This is a genomic window from Variovorax sp. UMC13, from assembly GCF_014170375.1.
In the GTDB taxonomy this organism is placed as follows: domain Bacteria; phylum Pseudomonadota; class Gammaproteobacteria; order Burkholderiales; family Burkholderiaceae_C; genus Variovorax.
The window spans coordinates 106,195-125,360 of record NZ_LZZW01000032.1 but is presented as its reverse complement, the minus strand read 5'-3'; the positions used below and the strand labels follow the sequence as shown (position 1 = coordinate 125,360).

The 19,166-nt window shown below is 68.4% G+C and carries 20 protein-coding genes; 14 read left to right on the top strand and 6 right to left on the bottom strand.

Annotated elements, in window-relative coordinates; genetic code table 11:
- Positions 1 to 13 precede the first annotated feature (13 nt).
- The gene (locus A9977_RS27990) at positions 14 to 1,144 is read left to right on the top strand and encodes a 2-aminoethylphosphonate--pyruvate transaminase (protein WP_183028081.1); all 1,131 of its coding nucleotides are present in this window, start codon (positions 14 to 16) and stop codon (positions 1,142 to 1,144) included.
- Positions 1,145 to 1,206: 62 nt separating this feature from the next.
- Positions 1,207 to 1,944: an IclR family transcriptional regulator gene (locus tag A9977_RS34695; RefSeq protein WP_183028080.1), complete on the top strand. Its 738-nt coding sequence runs from the start codon at positions 1,207 to 1,209 to the stop codon at positions 1,942 to 1,944.
- Positions 1,945 to 1,956: 12 nt separating this feature from the next.
- Here A9977_RS34695 and A9977_RS27980 read toward each other — a convergent pair whose 3' ends face one another.
- The gene (locus A9977_RS27980; RefSeq protein WP_183028079.1) at positions 1,957 to 2,862 is read right to left on the bottom strand and encodes a CoA ester lyase; all 906 of its coding nucleotides are present in this window, start codon (positions 2,860 to 2,862) and stop codon (positions 1,957 to 1,959) included.
- 207 nt (positions 2,863 to 3,069) lie between these two features.
- Between A9977_RS27980 and A9977_RS27975 the strand changes: the two genes are divergently transcribed.
- The 7 genes from A9977_RS27975 to A9977_RS27945 are packed head-to-tail and all read left to right on the top strand — an operon-like array spanning position 3,070 to position 9,940.
- The gene (locus A9977_RS27975; RefSeq protein ID WP_310936208.1) at positions 3,070 to 4,434 is read left to right on the top strand and encodes an MmgE/PrpD family protein; all 1,365 of its coding nucleotides are present in this window, start codon (positions 3,070 to 3,072) and stop codon (positions 4,432 to 4,434) included.
- Positions 4,431 to 4,931, top strand: coding sequence for a MaoC family dehydratase (locus A9977_RS27970; RefSeq protein ID WP_183028077.1), 501 nt, complete (start codon positions 4,431 to 4,433; stop codon positions 4,929 to 4,931). Before A9977_RS27975 ends, A9977_RS27970 begins: the two co-directional genes overlap by 4 nt.
- Positions 4,932 to 4,933: 2 nt before the next feature.
- A complete protein-coding gene (locus A9977_RS27965) occupies positions 4,934 to 6,172 on the top strand; it encodes an acyl-CoA dehydrogenase family protein (RefSeq protein WP_183028076.1) in 1,239 nt (412 codons plus the stop codon).
- Complete coding sequence (locus A9977_RS27960; RefSeq protein WP_183028075.1) at positions 6,169 to 6,657, top strand: MaoC family dehydratase; 489 nt, start codon at positions 6,169 to 6,171, stop codon at positions 6,655 to 6,657. The genes A9977_RS27965 and A9977_RS27960 overlap by 4 nt, the downstream gene beginning before the upstream one ends.
- Complete coding sequence (locus A9977_RS27955) at positions 6,654 to 7,904, top strand: CoA transferase (RefSeq protein ID WP_310936207.1); 1,251 nt, start codon at positions 6,654 to 6,656, stop codon at positions 7,902 to 7,904. The genes A9977_RS27960 and A9977_RS27955 overlap by 4 nt, the downstream gene beginning before the upstream one ends.
- A 40-nt stretch (positions 7,905 to 7,944) precedes the next feature.
- The gene (locus A9977_RS27950) at positions 7,945 to 8,856 is read left to right on the top strand and encodes a CoA ester lyase (protein WP_183028074.1); all 912 of its coding nucleotides are present in this window, start codon (positions 7,945 to 7,947) and stop codon (positions 8,854 to 8,856) included.
- A gap of 58 nt (positions 8,857 to 8,914) precedes the next feature.
- Entirely contained in the window at positions 8,915 to 9,940 is a 1,026-nt protein-coding gene (locus A9977_RS27945) for a tripartite tricarboxylate transporter substrate binding protein (RefSeq protein WP_183028073.1), read from the top strand.
- A gap of 61 nt (positions 9,941 to 10,001) precedes the next feature.
- On the opposite strand, the gene A9977_RS27940 is transcribed toward A9977_RS27945, so the two are convergent.
- Together A9977_RS27940 and A9977_RS27935 are read right to left on the bottom strand one after the other, a co-directional pair.
- Positions 10,002 to 10,226: a DUF4287 domain-containing protein gene (locus A9977_RS27940; protein ID WP_183028072.1), complete on the bottom strand. Its 225-nt coding sequence runs from the start codon at positions 10,224 to 10,226 to the stop codon at positions 10,002 to 10,004.
- Between the two features lie 77 nt (positions 10,227 to 10,303).
- Positions 10,304 to 10,831 (bottom strand): dihydrofolate reductase family protein, encoded by a 528-nt coding sequence (locus A9977_RS27935; RefSeq protein WP_183028071.1) that lies wholly within the window; start codon positions 10,829 to 10,831, stop codon positions 10,304 to 10,306.
- Positions 10,832 to 10,869: 38 nt separating this feature from the next.
- Here A9977_RS27935 and A9977_RS27930 point away from each other — a divergent pair, with 38 nt between their 5' ends.
- A complete protein-coding gene (locus A9977_RS27930) occupies positions 10,870 to 11,427 on the top strand; it encodes a TetR/AcrR family transcriptional regulator (protein ID WP_183028070.1) in 558 nt (185 codons plus the stop codon).
- A gap of 2 nt (positions 11,428 to 11,429) precedes the next feature.
- Here A9977_RS27930 and A9977_RS27925 read toward each other — a convergent pair whose 3' ends face one another.
- Positions 11,430 to 12,653 (bottom strand): DUF445 domain-containing protein, encoded by a 1,224-nt coding sequence (locus A9977_RS27925; RefSeq protein WP_183028069.1) that lies wholly within the window; start codon positions 12,651 to 12,653, stop codon positions 11,430 to 11,432.
- Positions 12,654 to 12,690: 37 nt separating this feature from the next.
- Positions 12,691 to 13,923 (bottom strand): M20/M25/M40 family metallo-hydrolase, encoded by a 1,233-nt coding sequence (locus A9977_RS27920; RefSeq protein WP_183028068.1) that lies wholly within the window; start codon positions 13,921 to 13,923, stop codon positions 12,691 to 12,693.
- Positions 13,924 to 14,016: 93 nt separating this feature from the next.
- On the opposite strand from A9977_RS27920, the gene A9977_RS27915 reads away from it, so the two are divergent.
- From A9977_RS27915 to A9977_RS27905, 3 genes are read left to right on the top strand one after another with little or no spacing between them, the layout of a single operon-like run.
- On the top strand, positions 14,017 to 15,252 hold the full coding sequence (locus tag A9977_RS27915) for a glycerophosphodiester phosphodiesterase (protein WP_183028067.1): 1,236 nt from the start codon (positions 14,017 to 14,019) through the stop codon (positions 15,250 to 15,252).
- Between the two features lie 58 nt (positions 15,253 to 15,310).
- Entirely contained in the window at positions 15,311 to 16,519 is a 1,209-nt protein-coding gene (locus A9977_RS27910) for a M20 aminoacylase family protein (RefSeq protein WP_183028066.1), read from the top strand.
- Positions 16,516 to 17,619 carry a M14 family metallopeptidase gene (locus A9977_RS27905; protein WP_183028065.1) on the top strand — a complete coding sequence of 368 codons (1,104 nt, stop codon included), beginning with the start codon at positions 16,516 to 16,518 and terminating at the stop codon, positions 17,617 to 17,619. Before A9977_RS27910 ends, A9977_RS27905 begins: the two co-directional genes overlap by 4 nt.
- A 2-nt stretch (positions 17,620 to 17,621) precedes the next feature.
- Here the strand turns inward: A9977_RS27905 and A9977_RS27900 are convergent, their stop codons facing one another.
- On the bottom strand, positions 17,622 to 18,392 hold the full coding sequence (locus tag A9977_RS27900) for a type III pantothenate kinase (RefSeq protein ID WP_183028064.1): 771 nt from the start codon (positions 18,390 to 18,392) through the stop codon (positions 17,622 to 17,624).
- Between the two features lie 131 nt (positions 18,393 to 18,523).
- On the opposite strand from A9977_RS27900, the gene lysM reads away from it, so the two are divergent.
- Positions 18,524 to 18,994, top strand: a complete 471-nt coding sequence (gene lysM, locus A9977_RS27895) for a peptidoglycan-binding protein LysM (protein ID WP_183028063.1) — start codon at positions 18,524 to 18,526, stop codon at positions 18,992 to 18,994.
- Positions 18,995 to 19,166 lie beyond the last annotated feature (172 nt).

Here is a 19,166-nt window from a genome sequence, read left to right as displayed (position 1 = left end):
CGGAGACATCACGATGAATTCGACCCCCAGCCCCATCCTGCTCACGCCGGGCCCGCTCACCACCTCGGACCGCACGCGCCAGGCGATGCTGCGCGACTGGGGCTCGTGGGACGGCGACTTCAACAAGATCACCGCGCGCATCCGCGCGCGCGTGCTCGACATCGTGCACGGCCAGGGCACGCACGAATGCGTGCCGATGCAGGGCAGCGGCACCTTCTCGGTCGAGGCCGCCATCGGCACCCTGGTGCCACGCGACGGCCATGTGCTGGTGCCGAGCAACGGCGCCTACTGCCAGCGCCTGGCGAAGATCTGCCGCGTGCTGGGCCGCAAGGTGACCACCATCGACTACACCGAAGACAAGCAGGTGCAGGCGGCCGACGTGGAGCGCGCCCTGGCCGCCGACCCGGGCATCACGCACGTGGCGATGGTGCACTGCGAGACCGGGGCCGGCGTGCTCAACCCGCTGCACGACATCGCGCAGGTCGTGGCCCGGCACGGACGCGGCCTGATCATCGACGCCATGAGTTCCTTCGGCGCGCTCGAGATCGATGCCCGCAAGACGCCCTTCGACGCCGTCATCGCGGCTTCGGGCAAGTGCCTCGAAGGCGTGCCGGGCATGGGCTTCGTGGTCGTTCGGCGGGCCGTGCTCGAACAGTGCGAAGGTCATTGCCACTCGCTGAGCATGGACCTGTACGAGCAGTGGACGTACATGGAGAAGACCACCCAGTGGCGCTTCACGCCGCCGACCCACGTGGTGGCCGCGCTGGACGAGGCCATTGCGCAGTACCTCGAGGAAGGCGGCCTCGCAGCGCGCGGCGGCCGCTACGCGCGCAACTGCAAGGCCCTGGTCGACGGCCTGGCCGCACTCGGCCTGCGCAGCTTCCTCGACCCCGCGATCCAGGCGCCGATCATCGTGACCTTCCACGCGCCGGACGACGCCAACTACGACTTCAAGACCTTCTACCAGGAGGTCAAGAAGCGCGGCTACATCCTCTACCCGGGCAAGCTGACCCAGGTCGAGACCTTCCGCGTGGGCTGCATGGGCCACTTCGGCGAGGCCGGCATTCCGGGCGCGGTCGAGGCGATCGCGCAGACGCTGGAGGCCATGGGGCTACGGCAGGGGGCGGCGACGGTGGCGGCCTGAGCGGACCGCGACGCGCGGGCTGAGACAATGGCGGACTCCGTCCCCGTTTCTGGAAGCCCCCGGTGCACAGCGGTCTCGTCAAATCAGCCATACGCGTCTTCGATCTGCTCGAGTTGTTCGACGCCGAGCGGCGGCCGCTGCGCGTGACCGCCATCGCACAGAAACTGGCGGCGCCGCAGTCCAGCGTCTCGATGCTGCTGAAGTCCATGGTGTCCCGCGGCTACATGGAGTTCGATGCGACCACGCGCGAGTACTGCCCGTCGGTGCGCGTGGCGTTCCTGGGCGACTGGGCGACACGCATTCCGCACAAGCGCGATGCGGTCCAGGACGCGTTGCGTCGACTCGCGAACGAAACCGGCGAGACCGTGCTGCTGGCTCGCCAGAGCGGCATCCTGCTGCAGTATCTGTCGGTCCTCGAATCGCAGAATGCCCTGCGTTTCTCGCCATCGCCCGGCACCATGCGTCCGATGCACCGCACCGCGACGGGCATCATGCTGCTCAGCACCCAGAACGACGAGCAGATCGGCCGGCTGCTGCGGCGCTACAACGCCGAACCGGGACGGACCGGGCCGGTCGCAAGGATCGCCACCACCATGCGGGCCGTCGAGTCGGCACGCGAGCAGGGCTATTACGAATCGGCAAACCTCGCCACCTCCGGCGCGGGCGTGATCGCGACGCTGCTGGCCACCCCCATCCGCGGGCAATACCTGAGCATCGGCGTCGGCGCACCGGTCGAGCGCCTGCACACACGCCGCGCCGAACTCGTGCGGACCGTGCTGGCGGTCGCCGCCAGCTGCTGAACGGCCCGGGCCTCAGCGCCGGCCCGCGCGCCGCGTCTCGATCGCATCGCAGAGGGCCAGCAAGGCCTGCGCCTGCGCCAGATGCAGGCGCTCCACCATCCTTCCGCCGAGATTGACGACACCGGCGCCGGCGTTCTCCGGTCGGGCAAAGATCGCCACGACCTGCCGCGCCTGCGACACGGCCTCCGCCGACGGCGAGAAGGCCCGGTTCGCCGGATCGATCTGGGCCGGATGAATCAGCGTCTTGCCATCGAAGGCCATCTTCACCGACTGCGCCGCTTCCGCCGCGAAGCCCGCCTGATCGGCGAAATCGTTCCAGACCCCGTCGAGCACGCAGACGCCATGGCGCTTGGCGCAGAGCACGACGTGCATCAGCCAGGGCAGCAGGAAGATGCGCCCTTCGCCGGTGGACACTCCCGTCTCCTTGGCGATGTCGTTGGTGCCGACAACGAGGCACTCGAGCCGGGGCTGAGAAGCCAGGCCGGCGCCAATGATCTCATCGAGCGAGAGCAACGCCGCGGGCGTCTCGACCATGGCCCAGAGGCTCAACGCCGGATGCGGGCCGTGGCGTTGCAACGTGGCGGCGATCGCCGCGAAGTCCCCGGCGCTCGACAGCTTCGGCACCAGGACCGCATCCGGCCGGCAGGCGGCGACGGTGGCCATGTCTTGCTCGAAGTCCGGCGTGTCGACGGCATTGACCCGGATGACCCGCTCCTGCAGACCGTCCCGCGGCGTCGCGAAGAAGGCCTCGATGTTGCGCCTCGCGGCCTCCTTCATGTCGGGCGCCACCGCATCTTCGAGATCGAGGATGACGGTGTCGCAGTCGAGCGCGCCGACCTTGGACAGGGCACGCAGGTTGGTGGCGGGAACATACATGGCCGAGCGTCGCGGCCGGCGGGAAGACGCAGTGAGTGTCATGGCAAGGCACCGTTGAATTGAAGGACCGCGTCACCGGAAAGGCGAGCGGGCGTACCGAGTCTGTCGTCGGTGACTGGACATCTTCATCACATATGTGATGACTCGATCCTTCATCCATCCATCACATATGTGATGCAACTGCGCGCCTGCCTGCTCAATACTTTGGAGAACTCATCAGGCAGCCCTGCATCAAGGGCAGGAGACAACGTGGAAAAGAAGATGGACGACGCCAGCACCGGCGTTGCGGTCACGCAGGTCATGGCCGACTGGATCAGCCGCACCGACGATGCATGCATCACCCCCGTGGCGTACCAATGGGCCAGGCATGTCCTGCTCGACTGGCTGGCCGTCGGCATCGCAGGAACGACCGAGCCCCTGGTGCGGATCCTTGTCGAGGCCTACCGTGGATCGGCCGAACAGCCATGCCTTCTGCTGGCCAGTGGACAGCGTGCCGCCCCGCACGACGCGGCACTCATCAACGGCGCCGCCGGCCATGCGCTGGACTATGACGATGTGGCGTCGAGGATGTTCGGCCACCCCACGGTACCGGTGGCACCGGCCGTTCTCGCCCTGGCGCAGTCCCGTTCGGCATCGGGTCGCGACCTGCTACGTGCCCTGGTGGTGGGTCACGAGATCGAGAGCCGGCTCGGAGAGATGGTCGGGCCGAGCCACTACCAGCATGGCTTCCACGTCACCGGCACGGTCGGCACCTTCGGCGCCGCGGCGGCCTGCGCCAACCTGCGCGGCCTGGACAGCGGCCAGACCGCGCATGCACTCGGGCTCGCCGCGACCCAGGCCGCCGGGCTCAAGTGCATGTTCGGCACCATGGGCAAGCCGCTGCACGCGGGCAAGGCCGCCATGAACGGCTTGATGGCGGCGGAGCTGGCGGCGCGTGGCTTCACCGTGAACGACAGCGCGATCGAATGCGCGCAGGGCTTCGCCCGCACCATGGCCCCGACGCTGAACGGCTTCGCGCCCTCGATCGACACGGCCCACGGCTTCGCCATCGAGCGGACGCTCTTCAAGTACCACGCCTCCTGCTACCTCACCCATTCCACGATCGAGGCGGTCCGCGGCATGCGGCAGCACGATGGCGTCGATCTCGATGCACTGGCGTCGATGACCATCCAGGTTGCCGGCAACCATCGCGGGGTCTGCGACATCGCGGTGCCCCAGGACGGCCTCGGCATCAAGTTCTCGATCCAGCATCTCGCCGCCCTGGCGCTCGACGGTGCCGACACCGCCGACCTCGGCCTCTACACCGACGGCACGGCGCTCGATGCGCGCTACGCCGCCGCGGCCCGCCGCATGTCGATGCACGTGGTCGAGGCCGAGGACCGCGATACGGCCGTGGTGACGATGCACACGCGCGACGGCCGAACCCTTTCGCGCGCCGCCAACGTGGCGATTCCCGACACGGACCTGGACGCGCAATGGACGCGCCTGCTGGCCAAGGCTCGTTCGATCGCCGAACCGGTGCTCGGCGCCAGGCGCTTCGACCGCTTCGTCGACGCCGTGGCCACGCTGGACCGCGCCCCTTCCCTCCAACCCCTGTTCGAAGCCATCCAATGACCCCCAACGACAGCACGGTCGCGCGGCTGAAGGCCGACGCGACGCTCCGGCAGCGCGGCAACCGTTATGAAGATTTCGAGATCGGCCGCAGCTTTGCGCACCACTGGGGCCGCACGGTCACGGCGGCCGACAACACGCTCTTCTCGACGCTGACGCTGCACTACAACCCGCACTACACCAACGAGGCCTTTGCCAGGGCGCACGGCCACCCGACCACACCCGCCAATCCGCTGCTGGTGTTCAACACGGTGTTCGGGCTGTCGGTCGAGGATCTGTCCGAAGGTGGTGGCCCTTTCCTGGGCGTCGACGAGCTCGACTATCTCAAGGTCGTCTATCCCGGCGACACGCTGTATGCGCATTCCGAGGTCATCGCGCGGCGCCTGGCCTCCAACCGGCCCGGCTATGGGATCGTGACCTGGCACACCCGCGGGTCGAACCAGCAGGGCGAGGAAGTCATTCGCTTCAAGCGCTCCAACCTCGTCAAAACAAGGAACTGAGAATGTCAGAAGACGGACTGGGCTACATGACCGATGAGCGTCGCATGATCCGCGACGCCGCACGGGACTTCACCATGCGAGAGGTGCTGCCGGTTGCCAACCGGCTCGACGGGCCCGAGGGCGAGATCCCCATGGACCTGCGCCAGAAGCTGGCCGACATGGGCTACTTCGGCATCATGATTCCGGAGGAATACGGCGGCATGGGGCTCGGCTACTTCGAGTATTGCCTCATCTGCGAGCAGCTGGCGCGCGGCTGGATGTCGGTGGCCTCGATCGTGGCCCGTGCACAGGGGGGCTGGATCAAGTCGGCCATGCCCGAAGAGATGCGGGCCCGCTACCTGCCCCGCGTCGTGCGCGGCGAGTTCCTCAACGCCAGCGCGCTGAGCGAACCCGATACCGGGTCCGACCTGGCGTCGATCTCCTGCCGAGCGGTGCGCGACGGCGACGAATGGGTGCTGACGGGCAACAAGTACTGGTGCACCTTTGCCGACGGCGCCGACTACCTCACGCTGTTCGCGCGGACCTCGCCACCGCCGAGCGCCGACAAGCGCTACCTGGGCATCTCGTGCTTCCTGATCGAGAAGGAGCGCGGCAGCTTTCCCGCGGGGATGATGGGCTCCGCCATCCCGAAGATCGGCTACTTCGGATGGAAGACCTTCGAGCTCGCACTCGACGGGCTGCGGGTGCCGGCCGAGGGGCTCATCGGGGAGGAAGGCAAGGCCTTCCACCTGATGACCAAGGGGCTCGAAGGCGCGCGCGCCCACACGGCGGCGCGTGCCATCGGCCTCGCACAGGGCGCGCTGGAGGATGCCATCGCCTATGCGGGCGAGCGCAAGCAGTTCGGCATGCCCATCGCCGAGTACCAGGCCATCCGCTTCAAGATCGCGACCATGGCCACCGAGATCGAGGCGGCGCGCCAGCTGATGTACTACGTGTGCGGACAGATCGACAGCGGTCGACGCTGCGACAAGGAAGCGTCGATGGTCAAGTACTTCGCCTCCGAGATGGCCGAGCGCGTGACCTCCGAGGCCATGCAGATCTTCGGTGGCGCGGGATACACCAAGCTGTTCGCGGTCGAGCGCTACTGGCGCGATGCGCGCCTGACCAAGATCTTCGAAGGCACCTCGGAGATCCAGCAGCGCATCATCGCGACGCAGTTGCTGGGCAAGTCGGAAGTGGAAGCCATGATCGCGGGCCGGGCCTTCGAGAAGCAGGCCGCGAAGCGGGGAGCCACGGCATGAAGGCGGCGGAACTCACCAGCACCGACAACTACTTCGAAGACTTCGAAGTGGGGGCATTGGTCCGGCACGCACGCGGCAAGACCGTGACCGAGATGGACAACGTGCTCATCACGCACATGGTCATGAACACGGCCGAGGGGCATTTCAACGAGCACGCGATGCAGCAGGACGCGCGCGGCATCTTCGCGCAGCGCGTAGTGTTCGGCGGCATCAATCTCTCGATGGTGCTCGGGCTCGCGGCACAGGACACGGCCGAGCAATGCCTGACCGAACTCGCGCTCGACAAGATCCGCCTGTCGCACCCGGTCTTCCATGGCGACACGCTCTACGCCTTCAGCGAAGTGCTCGAACGCCGGGACGCAGAACGGCCCGACGCCGGCATCGTGCGCTTCCGGCACTACGGCCTGAACCAGGACGACAAGCTCTGCGTGGAAGCGGAACGGACCGTGCTGCTCAAGCGCAAGAGCCATTGGGCCGACAGGTGAGCGCTGCCGCTTCTTCCCGGCGTGCGACGGGCGCGCTCGAGGGCCTCGTCGTGCTCGACCTGACACAGATGCTCGCGGGCCCCTATGCCACGATGATGCTGGCCGACCAGGGTGCGCATGTCGTGAAGATCGAGCCGCCCGGCGGCGACCTCACGCGCCGCACCGGACCGCATCTCGACGGCGCGAGACGGATCGAGGACAAAGGCTACGGCAGCTACTTCGCATCGATCAATCGCAACAAGGACTCGCTGGTCCTCGACCTGAAGCAGGCCGCCGGCAAGGCCGCGCTGCTGCGCCTGGTGCGGCAGGCGGACGTGCTGGTCGAGAACTACCGTTCCGGCGTGATGGAGCGGCTGGGCCTGGGCTACGAGACGCTTGCGCTGGAGAACCCGCGCCTGGTGTATGCGGCACTGCGCGGCTTCGGCGACACGCGCAGCGGCGAGAGCCCCTACGCGGGCTGGCCGGCCTACGACCCGGTGGCACAGGCGATGGGCGGCATCATGGGCATCACCGGTGCCGTGGCGGGCGGCCCGCCGACGAAGATCGGGCCCGGCGTGGGCGACATCGTGCCGGCCATGCACCTGGCCTACGGCATCGCCGCGGCCTGCTGGCGCGCGCAGCGCACCGGCCAGGGCCAGTTCCTCGACGTGGCGATGGTCGATGCCGTGCTTGCCATCTGCGAACGCCTGGTGTTCCAGCACAGCGCGACCGGGCGGGTGCCGGGGCCCGAAGGCAATGGCCATCCACTGTTGTGCCCCTTCGGGCTCTTCCCCGCCCGGGACGGCCACGTGAGCCTGGGCGTGCCCAACGATCGTTTCTGGGTGCCGCTCGTGCAACGCATGGGCCGGCCGGAGCTCGCAACGGACCCGCGCTATGCCACCAACGATGCGCGGGTCGAGAACAAGGCCTCGGTCGACGAGATCGTGGGCCGCTGGACCGCCCGCCACACCAAGGCCGAACTCTCGGCGCTGCTGGGCGGAGAGATTCCGTTCGGCCCGGTCTTCGATGCGGCCGACATCTTCGGCGATCCGCACTTCCGTGCGCGCCAGATGCTGGTCGAGGTCGAGCAGCCGGGCGCCTCTCGCCCGCTCACCGTGGCCGGCACGCCGGTGCGCATGAGCGGCACGCCGGGCGGCGTCCGCCGCCGCGCGCCGCTGACGGGCGAGCACACCGACCAGACGCTCCGGACCTTCGGCTTCAGCGGTGACGAAATCGCTTCGTTGCGGGCCGGGCACGTCGTTCAGTGAACGCGCTCGCAACTTCTTCTGACTTACCAAGGAAAAACCCATGCAAGAAAGACCCAGGCGCCTGCGCCGTTGCCAGTTGTCCGTTCCCGGTTCCAGCGAAAAGATGATGCAGAAGGCCGCGGGCATGGGCGTCGACTTCGTCTTCCTCGACCTCGAGGATGCAGTCGCGCCGTCGGAGAAGCGGCCGGCGCGCGCCAAGATCGTGCAAGCACTCAATACGCTCGACTGGGGCCGCACCACACGCTGCGTGCGCATCAACGACCTCAGCACGGAGTACGCCTACGAGGACATCATCGAGGTGGTCGAAGGCGCGCGCGAGAACCTCGACATGGTCATGCTGCCCAAGGCCATGAGCGCATCCGACGTGCAGTTCGTCGACAAGCTGCTCGCGATGATGGAGAAGAAGCTCGGCCTCAAGAAGCGCATCGGCATCGACGTGCTGATCGAGGAGGTCGAGGCCATGATGCGCGTCGAGGAAATCGCCGCCTCGACGCCACGGCTCGAATGCCTGATCTTCGGCATGGGCGACTATTCGGCGAGCCAGGGCGTGTCGATCCGCGACATCGGCGGCCCGAGCGGCTACCCCGGCGACATCTGGAGCTACCAGCGCCACAAGCTCACGATCGCGGCGCGTGCCCACCGGATCGACGCCGTCGACGGGCCCTTCGCCGACTTCAGGGAACCCGAGGCCTTCCGCGAGGAATGCCGCAGGGCCATGACCCTCGGCATGGTCGGCAAGTGGGCCATCCATCCGTCGCAGGTGGAGATCGCGCAGGCCACTTTCTCCCCCGCGGAAGCCGATGTCGCGCGTGCGCGCGAAATGATCCGGGCCTACGACGCGGCGCTGGCGCAAGGGCTCGGCGCCGTCCAGTACGACGGAAAGATGATCGACATCGCATCGGTGCGCATCGTGAAGAACCTGGTCGACCGCGCTGACCGGATCGGCATGTAGGTCCGCCGCCGCGACCGGCGTGGCCGGCATCTGAACCTGAGAACAAGAAGGAGACAACATGAAGACGCACATCGAATCGACATTCCTCCCCGCGGCGGCGCAACGCCGCCGCTTCATCGGCGCCGGGCTGGGTCTTGCGGCCGCCGGCTGGCTGCCGGGCCCGGCGCGCGCGCAGGCCTGGCCCGCGAAGCCCATCAAGATCATCGCCGCGCAGGCGCCGGGCTCATCGAACGATGCGACCGCACGCGCGCTTGCGGAATACATGACCGGAAGGCTCGGCGTCCCGGTGGTCGTGGAGAATCGTTCGGGCGCCATCGGCATGATCGCCGCGGACGCCGTCGCGCGTTCCGCGCCGGACGGCTACACGCTGCTGATCACCTTGCACAGCCAGTTGGCGCAGGCGCCCGTGCTGCTCAAGAAGGTGCCGCTCGACACCACCAAGGACCTGACGCCGGTCGCTGCGTTCAGCACGGGCACCTCGCCGATGGTCGTGAAGAAGGACCTGCCGGTGAAGAACCTCAAGGAGCTGATCGAATTGGCGCGCAAGCGCCCGGTGAGCGTCGGCAACTACGGCATCGGCTCGGGCTGGCAGCTGATGATGAGCCAGCTGGCCAAGCAGACCGGTGCGAAGTTCGACCTGGTCAACTACAAGGGGACGGGACCGATGGTGTTCGACCTGATGGCCGGCAACATCGACATCGGGGCCGGCTCGATGGCCGGCATGGCCGCCGGCATCCAGCGCGGGGCCTTCCGGCCGATCCTGGTGATCTCGGGCGACCGCTCGGAAGCGCTGCTGCCGGGCATCCCGACCTGGGCCGACGAGGGCTTCACGGGGCCGGCGTTCGAGAACCTCAAGGAGTGCAACATGCTGCTGGGTCCGGCCAATCTGCCGAGGGACGTGGTGCAAAGGCTCGCAGAGGTGGCCCGCGATTCGGCCACGAAATCGGAGCCCGTGAAGACCGTGCTGGCGCAACTGGGCGTGGAAGGCCCGCCATGGACCGGGGTCGAGCTGCAGCAGTTCATCCAGCGGACCTGGCCCACGTACCAGACGATGACGCGCGAGCTGGGGCTGGTCGTTGAATAGGCGCGCAACACATTCGGGCGTTTGGTCGATGGCGAGCCGTCCCGAGTGAATCGACCCAAGCCTACGGCTTCGCGGGCGCCGCCTGCGCCAGGAACACGGCCACCAGCGCGTTCGCATGCCCGTGCCCCATCCCATGGGCCGTCTTGAGCAGGTTCACGAGTTCCATGTGCTTGCGTGTCGGCGCCTGCTCGAGCACCGCCATCCAATGGGCGATCGGCTTCGCGTAGGTCTTCTCGATGGAAGGGAAGTAAGAGGCCGGGCCCTTGGTCTTGGGTGTCTCCGTCATGGTGTCTCCTTTTTTTGCGGCGGAATCGCAGGATTGGCCGTTCGCGGGCATTGTGCGAGATCCAGCGCCAGCCGCACTCAAGATTTCGGCGCGTAGGTGCATTGCACCAGGCCGCTCGGCAGGCTTCGGCTGGCCACAAGCGGCAGGCGCGTCATCGCCAGCTCCGGGCCGAAGAGCGGCACGCCCGTGCCCAGGAGCAACGGCGCCCAGGAGATCGTCAGTTCGTCGACGCAGCCCGACAGCAGGCCCTGGCGGATGGCCTGGCCGCCGTCCAGGTAGACGTTGCGGCTGCCTTGCGTCCACAGCGTGTGCAGCAGTGTTTGCAGGCTGCCGGCATGCGCCTCCTCGCCCCGAGCGCCCCCGAGGCTGCGCTTCGTGAGCACCACGACCCGCTGTCCGTCATAGGGCCAGCCGTCGAAGCCCTGCACGGTGTCGTAGGTGTTGCGCCCGAGGACGACGGTATCGGTCTGCGCGCTCAGGCTGGCGTAGCCGGTCAGTTCGGGCGGATCGTCGAAGGCCGACAACCAGTTCAGGTCGCCTTGGGCACCGGCGATGAAACCGTCGAGGCTGGCGGCGACGAAGACGCGGACATGGGGGCGATGCATGGGAAACTCCAGAATTTCTACAACGTAGAATTCTAGAGATGAAAGCGATCCCCCCGCCACCCGGCATGACACCCGAACGCCCCCGGCAACGGCTGGAACCCGACCGGATCCTGGTCGCCGCCGCGACGCTGCTGGAGAGCAGCGGTACCGATTTCTCGATGCGCGAACTCGCGCGTGCGCTGGACGTCGACCCGATGGCGGTCTACCACTATTTCCCGAACAAGACCGCGCTGCTGCAGGCCCTGGCCGACCACCACTTCTCGCGGCTCGGCGAGCTGGAGATCCCCCGGCGCGCGAGGACGCCGCGCACGCGCCTGCGCTTCGTTGCGCAGGCCTACGTGGAGCTGGCCTCGGCCGCACCCATGCTGACCGTGGTCATGGCGCGCGACCCAGGGGTACGCGAAGGCGTGGCCCAGCACTTCGCCCGGCTGTTCGGCAGCGCCGTCGAAGGTCTGGCCCTTGGCACGGCACATGCCGCGATCGCCGGCGCGGTGCTCGCGGACTACCTCAACGGCTTCGCCCTGGCGGGCCTCCCCGCCTCCCACCGCAGCCTGGTCGAGGGCGTGGACTTCCTGTACCGGGGATTGGCCGCGTAGCCTCAGGCGCCAAAGAAGCGCGTCACCGTGTGGATGCTCAAGCCCACCAGTCCGCCCACCAGCGTCCCGTTGATCCGGATGAACTGCAGGTCGCGCCCGATGTGGCGCTCGAGTTCGAGCGTCATCTCCTGCGCGTTCCACTGCCCCACGCGTTCGACGATGTAGCGCCGGATGTCCTCGCGGTAGCGTTCGATGGCCACGGGCGCGGCGTCGGTGATCTGTTCGTTGATCCAGCGGCGGAAGGGCGCGTCCTGCTGCAGGCGCTCGCCCAGCGAGGTGGCCATGCCGGCGATGCGGCGGCGGATGCTGGAGTCGGCGCGGCCCAGGTCGTCGTCGAGCCAGGCCAGCAGCTGGCCCCAGAGGCCGTGCAGGTACTCGCCCAGCGCGGGATGGGCCTGCAGCTCGGCCCGGATCTTCTCGCCGCGCGCGTGGAACTCGGGGTCGTGCTGGAGGCGCACGACGAAGTCGTCCATGAAGTGGTCGAAGCGCCTGCGCAAGGGGTGCGCGGGATCGGCCGCGAGGTCGCCCAGCGTGCGCGAGACGGCAGCGACGATCTTGCGCGTGGCAACGCGCGCCGCCACTTGGTCCAGGCCCACGTACTTCAGGGTGCGGATTTCGCGTGCGATGGCTTCGGCGATGCGCTCCTGCACCTCCTCGCCCTCGACCACCTTGGCGACCTGCGCCAGCACGTCGTCGAGCAGCGCCTGGTGCTTGCCGTCGGCCGTCACCGCATCGAGCACCTGGCCCAGCAGCCGCGACAGGTCGAGCTGCGCCAGGCCCGCGGCAGCGGCGCGGGCCAGGAAGGCGCGTGCCCGCTCGTCGTCGAAGGCCGTGAGGCCGTAGCGCACCATCGCCACCGCATGCACGCCCAGGCGATCGCCGTTGGCCGGCAGCGCCAGCCATTGCGCGAGCCGCGCCGCGGGGTCGAAGGCCTGCAGCTTGGCCAGCACCTGCGGCGTGCTCAGGAAGTTGTCGAGGATGAAGCCGGCCAGCTTGGCGCCGATGCGGTCCTTGTTGGCCGGGATGATCGCGGTGTGCGGAATGGGTAGGCCCAGCGGCCGGCGGAACAGCGCGACCACCGCGAACCAGTCGGCGATGGCACCGACCATCGCGGCCTCGGCAAAAGCGGCGACATAGCCCCAGGCGGGATGGCGCGCCTCGAGCACGTGTGCCACGCCGTAGAGCAGCGCGGCGCCGCACAGCAGGCCCAGCGCGACGCGTTTCATCGTGACCATGCGGCTGCGCGGGTCGGGGCGCGCGGCATCAGTCGAGGCTCTGCGTGCGCGCCAGCCCCTGCAGGAAGGCCTCGCAGCGCGCCAGCTGCTCGAGCGTGACGAACTCGTCGGGCTGGTGCGCCTGGGTGATGCTGCCCGGGCCGCAGACGATGGTGGGAATGCCCGCGCCCTTGAACAGCCCCGCCTCGGTGCCGAAAGCCACCAGCGTGGTGCGGTCCTCGCCCGCGAGCCGCTGCGCGAGCCGCGTGATCGGGTCCTTGGCGGAGCCGAGGAAGCTGGGCACTTCGCAGATGGTCTCGAACTGGAAGCCGGTGTCGGGCGCCACCTTCTTCATCGGCGCCTCGAGCCGGCTCGCATAGGCCCGGACCTCCTTCTGCATCTGCTGCGCATCGGCGGTCGGCAGGTTGCGGAATTCGTAGCGGAACTCGGCGTCGCGCGGCACCACGTTGTCGGCGATGCCGCCGTGGAACTGGCCCACGCTCGCGGTGCTGAAGGGCACGTCGAAGCCCTCGTAGCGCGGCTCGTGCTGCTCGAAGCCCTCGGCCATGTCGCGCACCTTGCCGACCACCCGCGCCGCCATCTCGATGGCGTTGACCGATTGCGGCGTGAGCGAGGAATGCGCTTCCTTGCCGCGCACGCAGCAGCGGTAGCGGTACACGCCCTTGTGCGCGATGGCGGGCACCATGCTGGTGGGCTCGCCGATGATGCAGGCCACGGGCTGGATCGATTGCGCCTTCATGTCGGCGATGAGTTCGCGCACGCCGAAGCAGCCCACCTCCTCGTCGTAGCTGAAGGCGAAGTGCACCGCGAAGGGCGAGTCGCTTTCGAGGAAGTGCTCGGCATTGGCCAGCGCCACCGCGATGAAGCCCTTCATGTCGGCCGCGCCGCGCCCGTAGAGCCGCGGGCTGCCCAGCGCGGCGAGTTCGGCCACCCGCCCCACGGGCACCGGTCCGCCGCCCTCGACGGGCCAGTGCTGGACCATGGCCGACAGCGGGTCGACGCTCCAGTCCTGGCCGTCCCAGGGCACGGTGTCGGTGTGGCCCGAGACGATGATGCCGCTGGGCCGCCCCTCGCCCAGGGTGGCGAACAGGTTGGCCTTGGTCTTGTCGGCGTTGTAGGTCAGGCGGCTGCGCACGCCCAGCGCGGCGAGCCGGTCGCGCACGAAATGGATCAGTTCGAGGTTGCTGTTGGCACTGACCGTGTTCATGCGCACCAGGGTCTGCGCGGTTTCGAGGCTGCGGGCGGAAAGAATGTGCGGCATGCGGACCATTGTCCGGGAAGACGCCGGACCGTGCATCGGACCTGTCATGGCGCGGGTGTAGGCTGCGCCTCCCAACGTCCACCCGGAGATGCCATGACCTTCCCGTCCTTCGCCCCTGCCGCCGCTTCCCGTCCGGCGCCGCGCCGCGCCGCGCTGTGGGCCCTCGGCGCCACGGCGGCCCTCGCCGCCGCTGGCTGCACCGCCCCGCTGCAGACCGCCGCGCTGCCCACGCTCGACGGCAAGCCGCCGCTGGTGGTGGCCCACCGCGGCGCCTCGGGCTACCTGCCGGAGGAGACGCTCGAGGCCTACGCCCGCGCGATCGAGTTGGGCGCCGACGTGATCGAGATGGACCTGCTGTCGACCAAGGACGGCGTGCTGGTCACGCGGCACGACCCGAACCTGGCGATCAGCACCGACGTGGCCACGCACCCCGAGTTCGCCTCGCGCAGGAAGACGATCCAGGTCGACGGCGAGACGCAGACCGGCTGGTTCATCCATGAATTCACGCTGGCCGAGCTGCAGACGCTGGGCGCGATCTCGACCGACGCCGAGCGGCCGCAGCAGTTCAACGGCCGCTTCAAGGTGCCCACCTTCCAGGCCGTGATCGACCTGGCCAAGGCCAAGTCGCGCGAGACCGGCCGCACCATCGCGATCTACCCCGAGACCAAGAACCCGACCTGGTTCCGCAACCTGGGCCTGCCGCTGGAGGACAAGCTGATCGCCATCCTCGAGGCCGCCGGCTGGAACAGCGCCAGCGCGCCGGTCTTCGTGCAATCCTTCGAGCCGGGCAGCCTCAAGTACATGAAGGCCAAGGGCCTGAAGACCAAGCGGATCCAGCTGATCGACGGCGACGGCATCGACCTGCGCACCGGCGTGATGACCTATGCGGTGCCGGTCGACCGGCCCTACGAATGGACGCTGGCCGGCGACAAGCGCAACTTCGACACCATGGTCACGCCCGCCGGCCTGGCCGAGATCGCGACCTACGCCGACGGCATCGGCCCCTGGAAGCGCTACATCCTGAGCATCAAGGGCACGGTCGGCGCCGACGGCAAGGCCCGCGACCTCAACGGCGACGGCAAGGTCAACGATGCCGACGCCACCTCGCTGGCCCCCACCACGCTGGTGGCCGACGCCCACAAGGCCGGCCTGTTCGTGCACCCCTTCACCTTCCGCAACGAGTCGCGCCGGCTCGCGGCCGACTACAAGGGCGACCCGAAGAACGAGTACCTGGCCTACTACCGGCTGGGCGTCGACGGTGTGTTCACCGACTTCACCGACACCGCGCTGGCGGCGCGCGCGGCCTGGCTCAAGGAAGTGCAGCGTTAGGGTAAGCCATAGGCACGGTCTTTGCGGGTGAGCCAGACCCCGCCTAGACTGTCTCCTTATGAAACTCATCGATTCGCTCGTTACTCAAGCGGCAGGCATTGCGTCGATCCGACGCGACCTGCATGCCCATCCCGAACTCTGCTTCCAGGAGGTGCGCACGGCCGACGTGGTCGCGGCCAAGCTCACCGAATGGGGCATCCCGATCCACCGCGGCCTGGGCACCACCGGCGTGGTGGGCATCGTGAAGAACGGCACCAGCACCCGCGCCGTCGGCCTGCGCGCCGACATGGACGCGCTGCCCGTCACCGAGCTCAACACCTTCGAACACGCGAGCAAGCACCACGGCAAGATGCACGCCTGCGGCCACGACGGCCACACCGCCATGCTGTTGGCCGCGGCGCAGCACCTGGCCAAGCACCGCAATTTCGACGGCACCGTCTACCTGATCTTCCAGCCGGCCGAGGAAGGCGGCGGCGGTGCGCGCGAGATGATCAAGGAAGGGCTGTTCGAGCAGTTCCCCATGGACGCCGTGTTCGGCATGCACAACTGGCCCGGCATGAAGGCCGGCCAGTTCGCGGTGAGCCCGGGCCCGGCCATGGCCTCGAGCAACGACTTCAAGATCACCATCCGCGGCAAGGGCGGCCATGCGGCGCTGCCGCACACCGGCATCGACCCGGTGCCGGTGGCCTGCGAGATGGTGCAGGCCTTCCAGACCATCCTCACGCGCAGCAAGAAGCCCACCGAGACCGGCCTGATCTCGGTCACGATGATCCACGCCGGCGAAGCCAACAACGTGATCCCCGACAGCTGCGAACTGCAGGGCACGGTGCGCACCTTCACGCTCGAGGTGCTCGACCTGATCGAGACCCGCATGAAGAAGATCGCCGAGCACATCAGCGCAGCGCACGACGCCGAGGTCGACTTCCACTTCCATCGCAACTACCCGCCGACCATCAACACCGAGGCCGAAGCCAACTTTGCGCGAAAGGTGATGGCCGGCATCGTCGGCGCCGAAAACGTGCTGCCGCAGGAAGGCGCCATGACGGCCGAGGATTTCGCCTTCATGCTGCAGGCCAAGCCCGGCGCCTATGCCTTCATCGGCAACGGCGACGGTGCGCACCGCGACATGCACCACGGCGGGGGCCCGTGCACGCTGCACAACGCCAGCTACGACTTCAACGACGACCTGATCCCGCTGGGCGCCACCTGCTGGGTCGAGCTGGCCGAGCAGTTCCTCGCCCAGGGCCAGCCCGGAGCCGCCGCATGATCGGCGTGACCGAGGCCTTCTCGCCCACCTACGCCGAAGCACGCCGCAAGTTTTTGCAAGGCTGCGTCACGGCAGGCCTCACGGTCGAGACCCATCCCCATCCGCTGCCGGGCCGCGAGGGCGAGGCACTGGCGATGGACGTGGCCTACGAAGGCCCGGCCGATGCCAAGCAGCTGCTGCTGATCACCAGCGCCTGCCACGGTGTCGAAGGCCACTGCGGCAGCGGCGTGCAGGTGTTCGCGCTGCACGACGCCGAGTGGCGCGAGAAGGCCCGCGCGGCCGGCGTCGGCGTGCTCTACGTGCACGCGCTCAACCCGCACGGCTTCTCCTACAGCCGGCGCGTGACCCATGAGAACGTCGACCTCAACCGCAATTTCATGGACTTCACGCAGCCGCTGCCGATCAACGCCGCCTACGCCGGCCTGCACCCGCTGCTGCTGCCCGAGCAATGGCCGCCGTCGGCGCAGAACCAGGCCGAGCTCGAGGCCTGGATCGGCCAGCACGGCGTGGTCGCCTACCAGGCCGCGGTCTCGGGCGGCCAGTACCAGTTCAAGGACGGCGTGTTCTTCGGCGGCACCGCGCCGACCTGGAGCAACCGCACCTTCCGCCAGGTGCTGCAGGCGCATGCACAGAAGGCGCGGCAGCTGGCCTGGATCGACCTGCACACCGGCCTCGGACCCAACGGCATCGGCGAGCGCATCTTCGCCTGCCGCGACGATGCCGCCGCCTATGCGCGCGCCAACGCCTGGTGGGGCGCCGAGACGCCGGTCACCTCGATCTACGACGGCTCCTCGACCTCGGCGCTGCTGACCGGCCTGAACTGGGGCGCGATCTACGCCGAATGCCCGCAGGCCGAGTACACCGGCATCGCGCTCGAGTACGGCACGCTGCCCATCCTCGAGATGACCGGCGCGCTGCGTGCCGACCACTGGCTGCACAAGCATCCGGAGGCCGCGCCCGAGCTGGCGGACGCGATCCATGCACGCATGCGCGAGGCCTTCTACACCGACACCGACGCCTGGAAGGGCCAGATCATCAGCCAGGCGCGGCAGGCGATGTTCCAGGCCGTGGACGGGCTCACCGGCGCCAAGGCCGGCTGAGTTCAGACCGCCGCGCGCGCCTCGGCGATCACCAGCAGCCCGTCCATGATGAGCCCGTCGACCAGTTCGAAGGGGCTCACCATCGAGGGTGCCATCTTCCAGCCCGCGCCGCCCGTCATGTAGCAGGCGGGCTCGGCGCCGCAATGCACCTTCACATGCTGGCGCATGCGCTCGACCGCGCCCGCGATCGCGTAGGTGCCGCCGCTGGTGAGCGCGTCGCTGGTGTTGGTCGGAAACTCCCGCACGTCGCCGGTGGGCACGTGCAGGCCCGCGGTGCCCGACTCCAGCGCGCGCAGCATGATGCCGTGGCCCGGCAGGATCAGGCCGCCGAGGAAGCGGCCGTCGGCATCGATGGCCTCGACCGTCACGGCGGTGCCGATCATCACCACCACCATCGGCCGCGGCGCGCCCTGCGCCAGCATGCGGTGGCGGGCGCCGATCATCGCGACCCAGCGGTCGGCGCCCAGTCGCGTCGGGTGGTCGTAGCCGTTGACCATGCCGGCCTCGGCCGGGCTGGCCACCACCCAGCGCGCGGCGCAGTCGAAGCGCTCCGTCACCTGCTCCTCGGCGCGCCGGCGCACCGCGTCGCCGGCCACCGCGCAGCCCAGCATCGCCGTCGGCGACGCCATGTCGGCCCAGGGGCCCTCGGCCAGGCGCTCGATGTGGTCGAGGAACTCGGCGCCGCTGGCCAGCAGTTCCGCACCCGGGTGTCCAGCCGCATAGAGCGCCCACTTGAGGCGCGTGTTGCCGATGTCGATGGCGAGAAAGGTCATGGCGGGATTATTGCGACTTTGCGGGCCGGGGTTTACCAATGCTTGCACACGCGTCGGCGGCTGACACCGGGATCGCCATGGGCATGCTTAAAGTGGCAGTCCGATCCACCAACGTACGAAGTGAGGACACCATGGGTTTGCTGAGTTTCATCAAGGAAGCGGGCGAGAAGCTGTTCGGCGGTTCGTCGGCGCACGCGGCCGAAGCGGGCACCGACCCGAATGCGGCGGCCGCCGCCGCGATCAAGACCTACATCGAGACGCAGAACCTCGGCCTGAGCAACCTCGCGGTGAGCTATGCCGCGGCCACGGGCGTGGTCACGCTGGCCGGCAATGCACCCTCGCAGGAAGCCAGCGAGAAGGCCGGCCTCGCGGCGGGCAATGTCGCCAACGTGACCAGCGTCGACAACAACCTGGTCGCGCCCGCCGCGCCGCCCGCCCAGTACCACGACGTGGTGCGCGGCGACACGCTGTCGGCCATCTCCAAGAAGTACTACGGCGACGCCAACAAGTACAACGCGATCTTCGAGGCCAACAAGCCCATGCTGAGCCACCCGGACAAGATCTATCCGGGGCAGAAGCTGCGGATTCCGCCGTTGAACTGAGCTTCCTTGCGTCGCTCTTTTGCTGGAGGCCCACGGCATGCCGTGGGCTTTCTTCTGAGTGCCGTCGGTTCGGCTACGCCTTCTCCCTGAATCGATTCAGGCGACAGGCCTCCATGCTTGCGCATTGAGAATCCAGGACTTGCAGAACGTCGCCTTATTGGCAACAATCGTC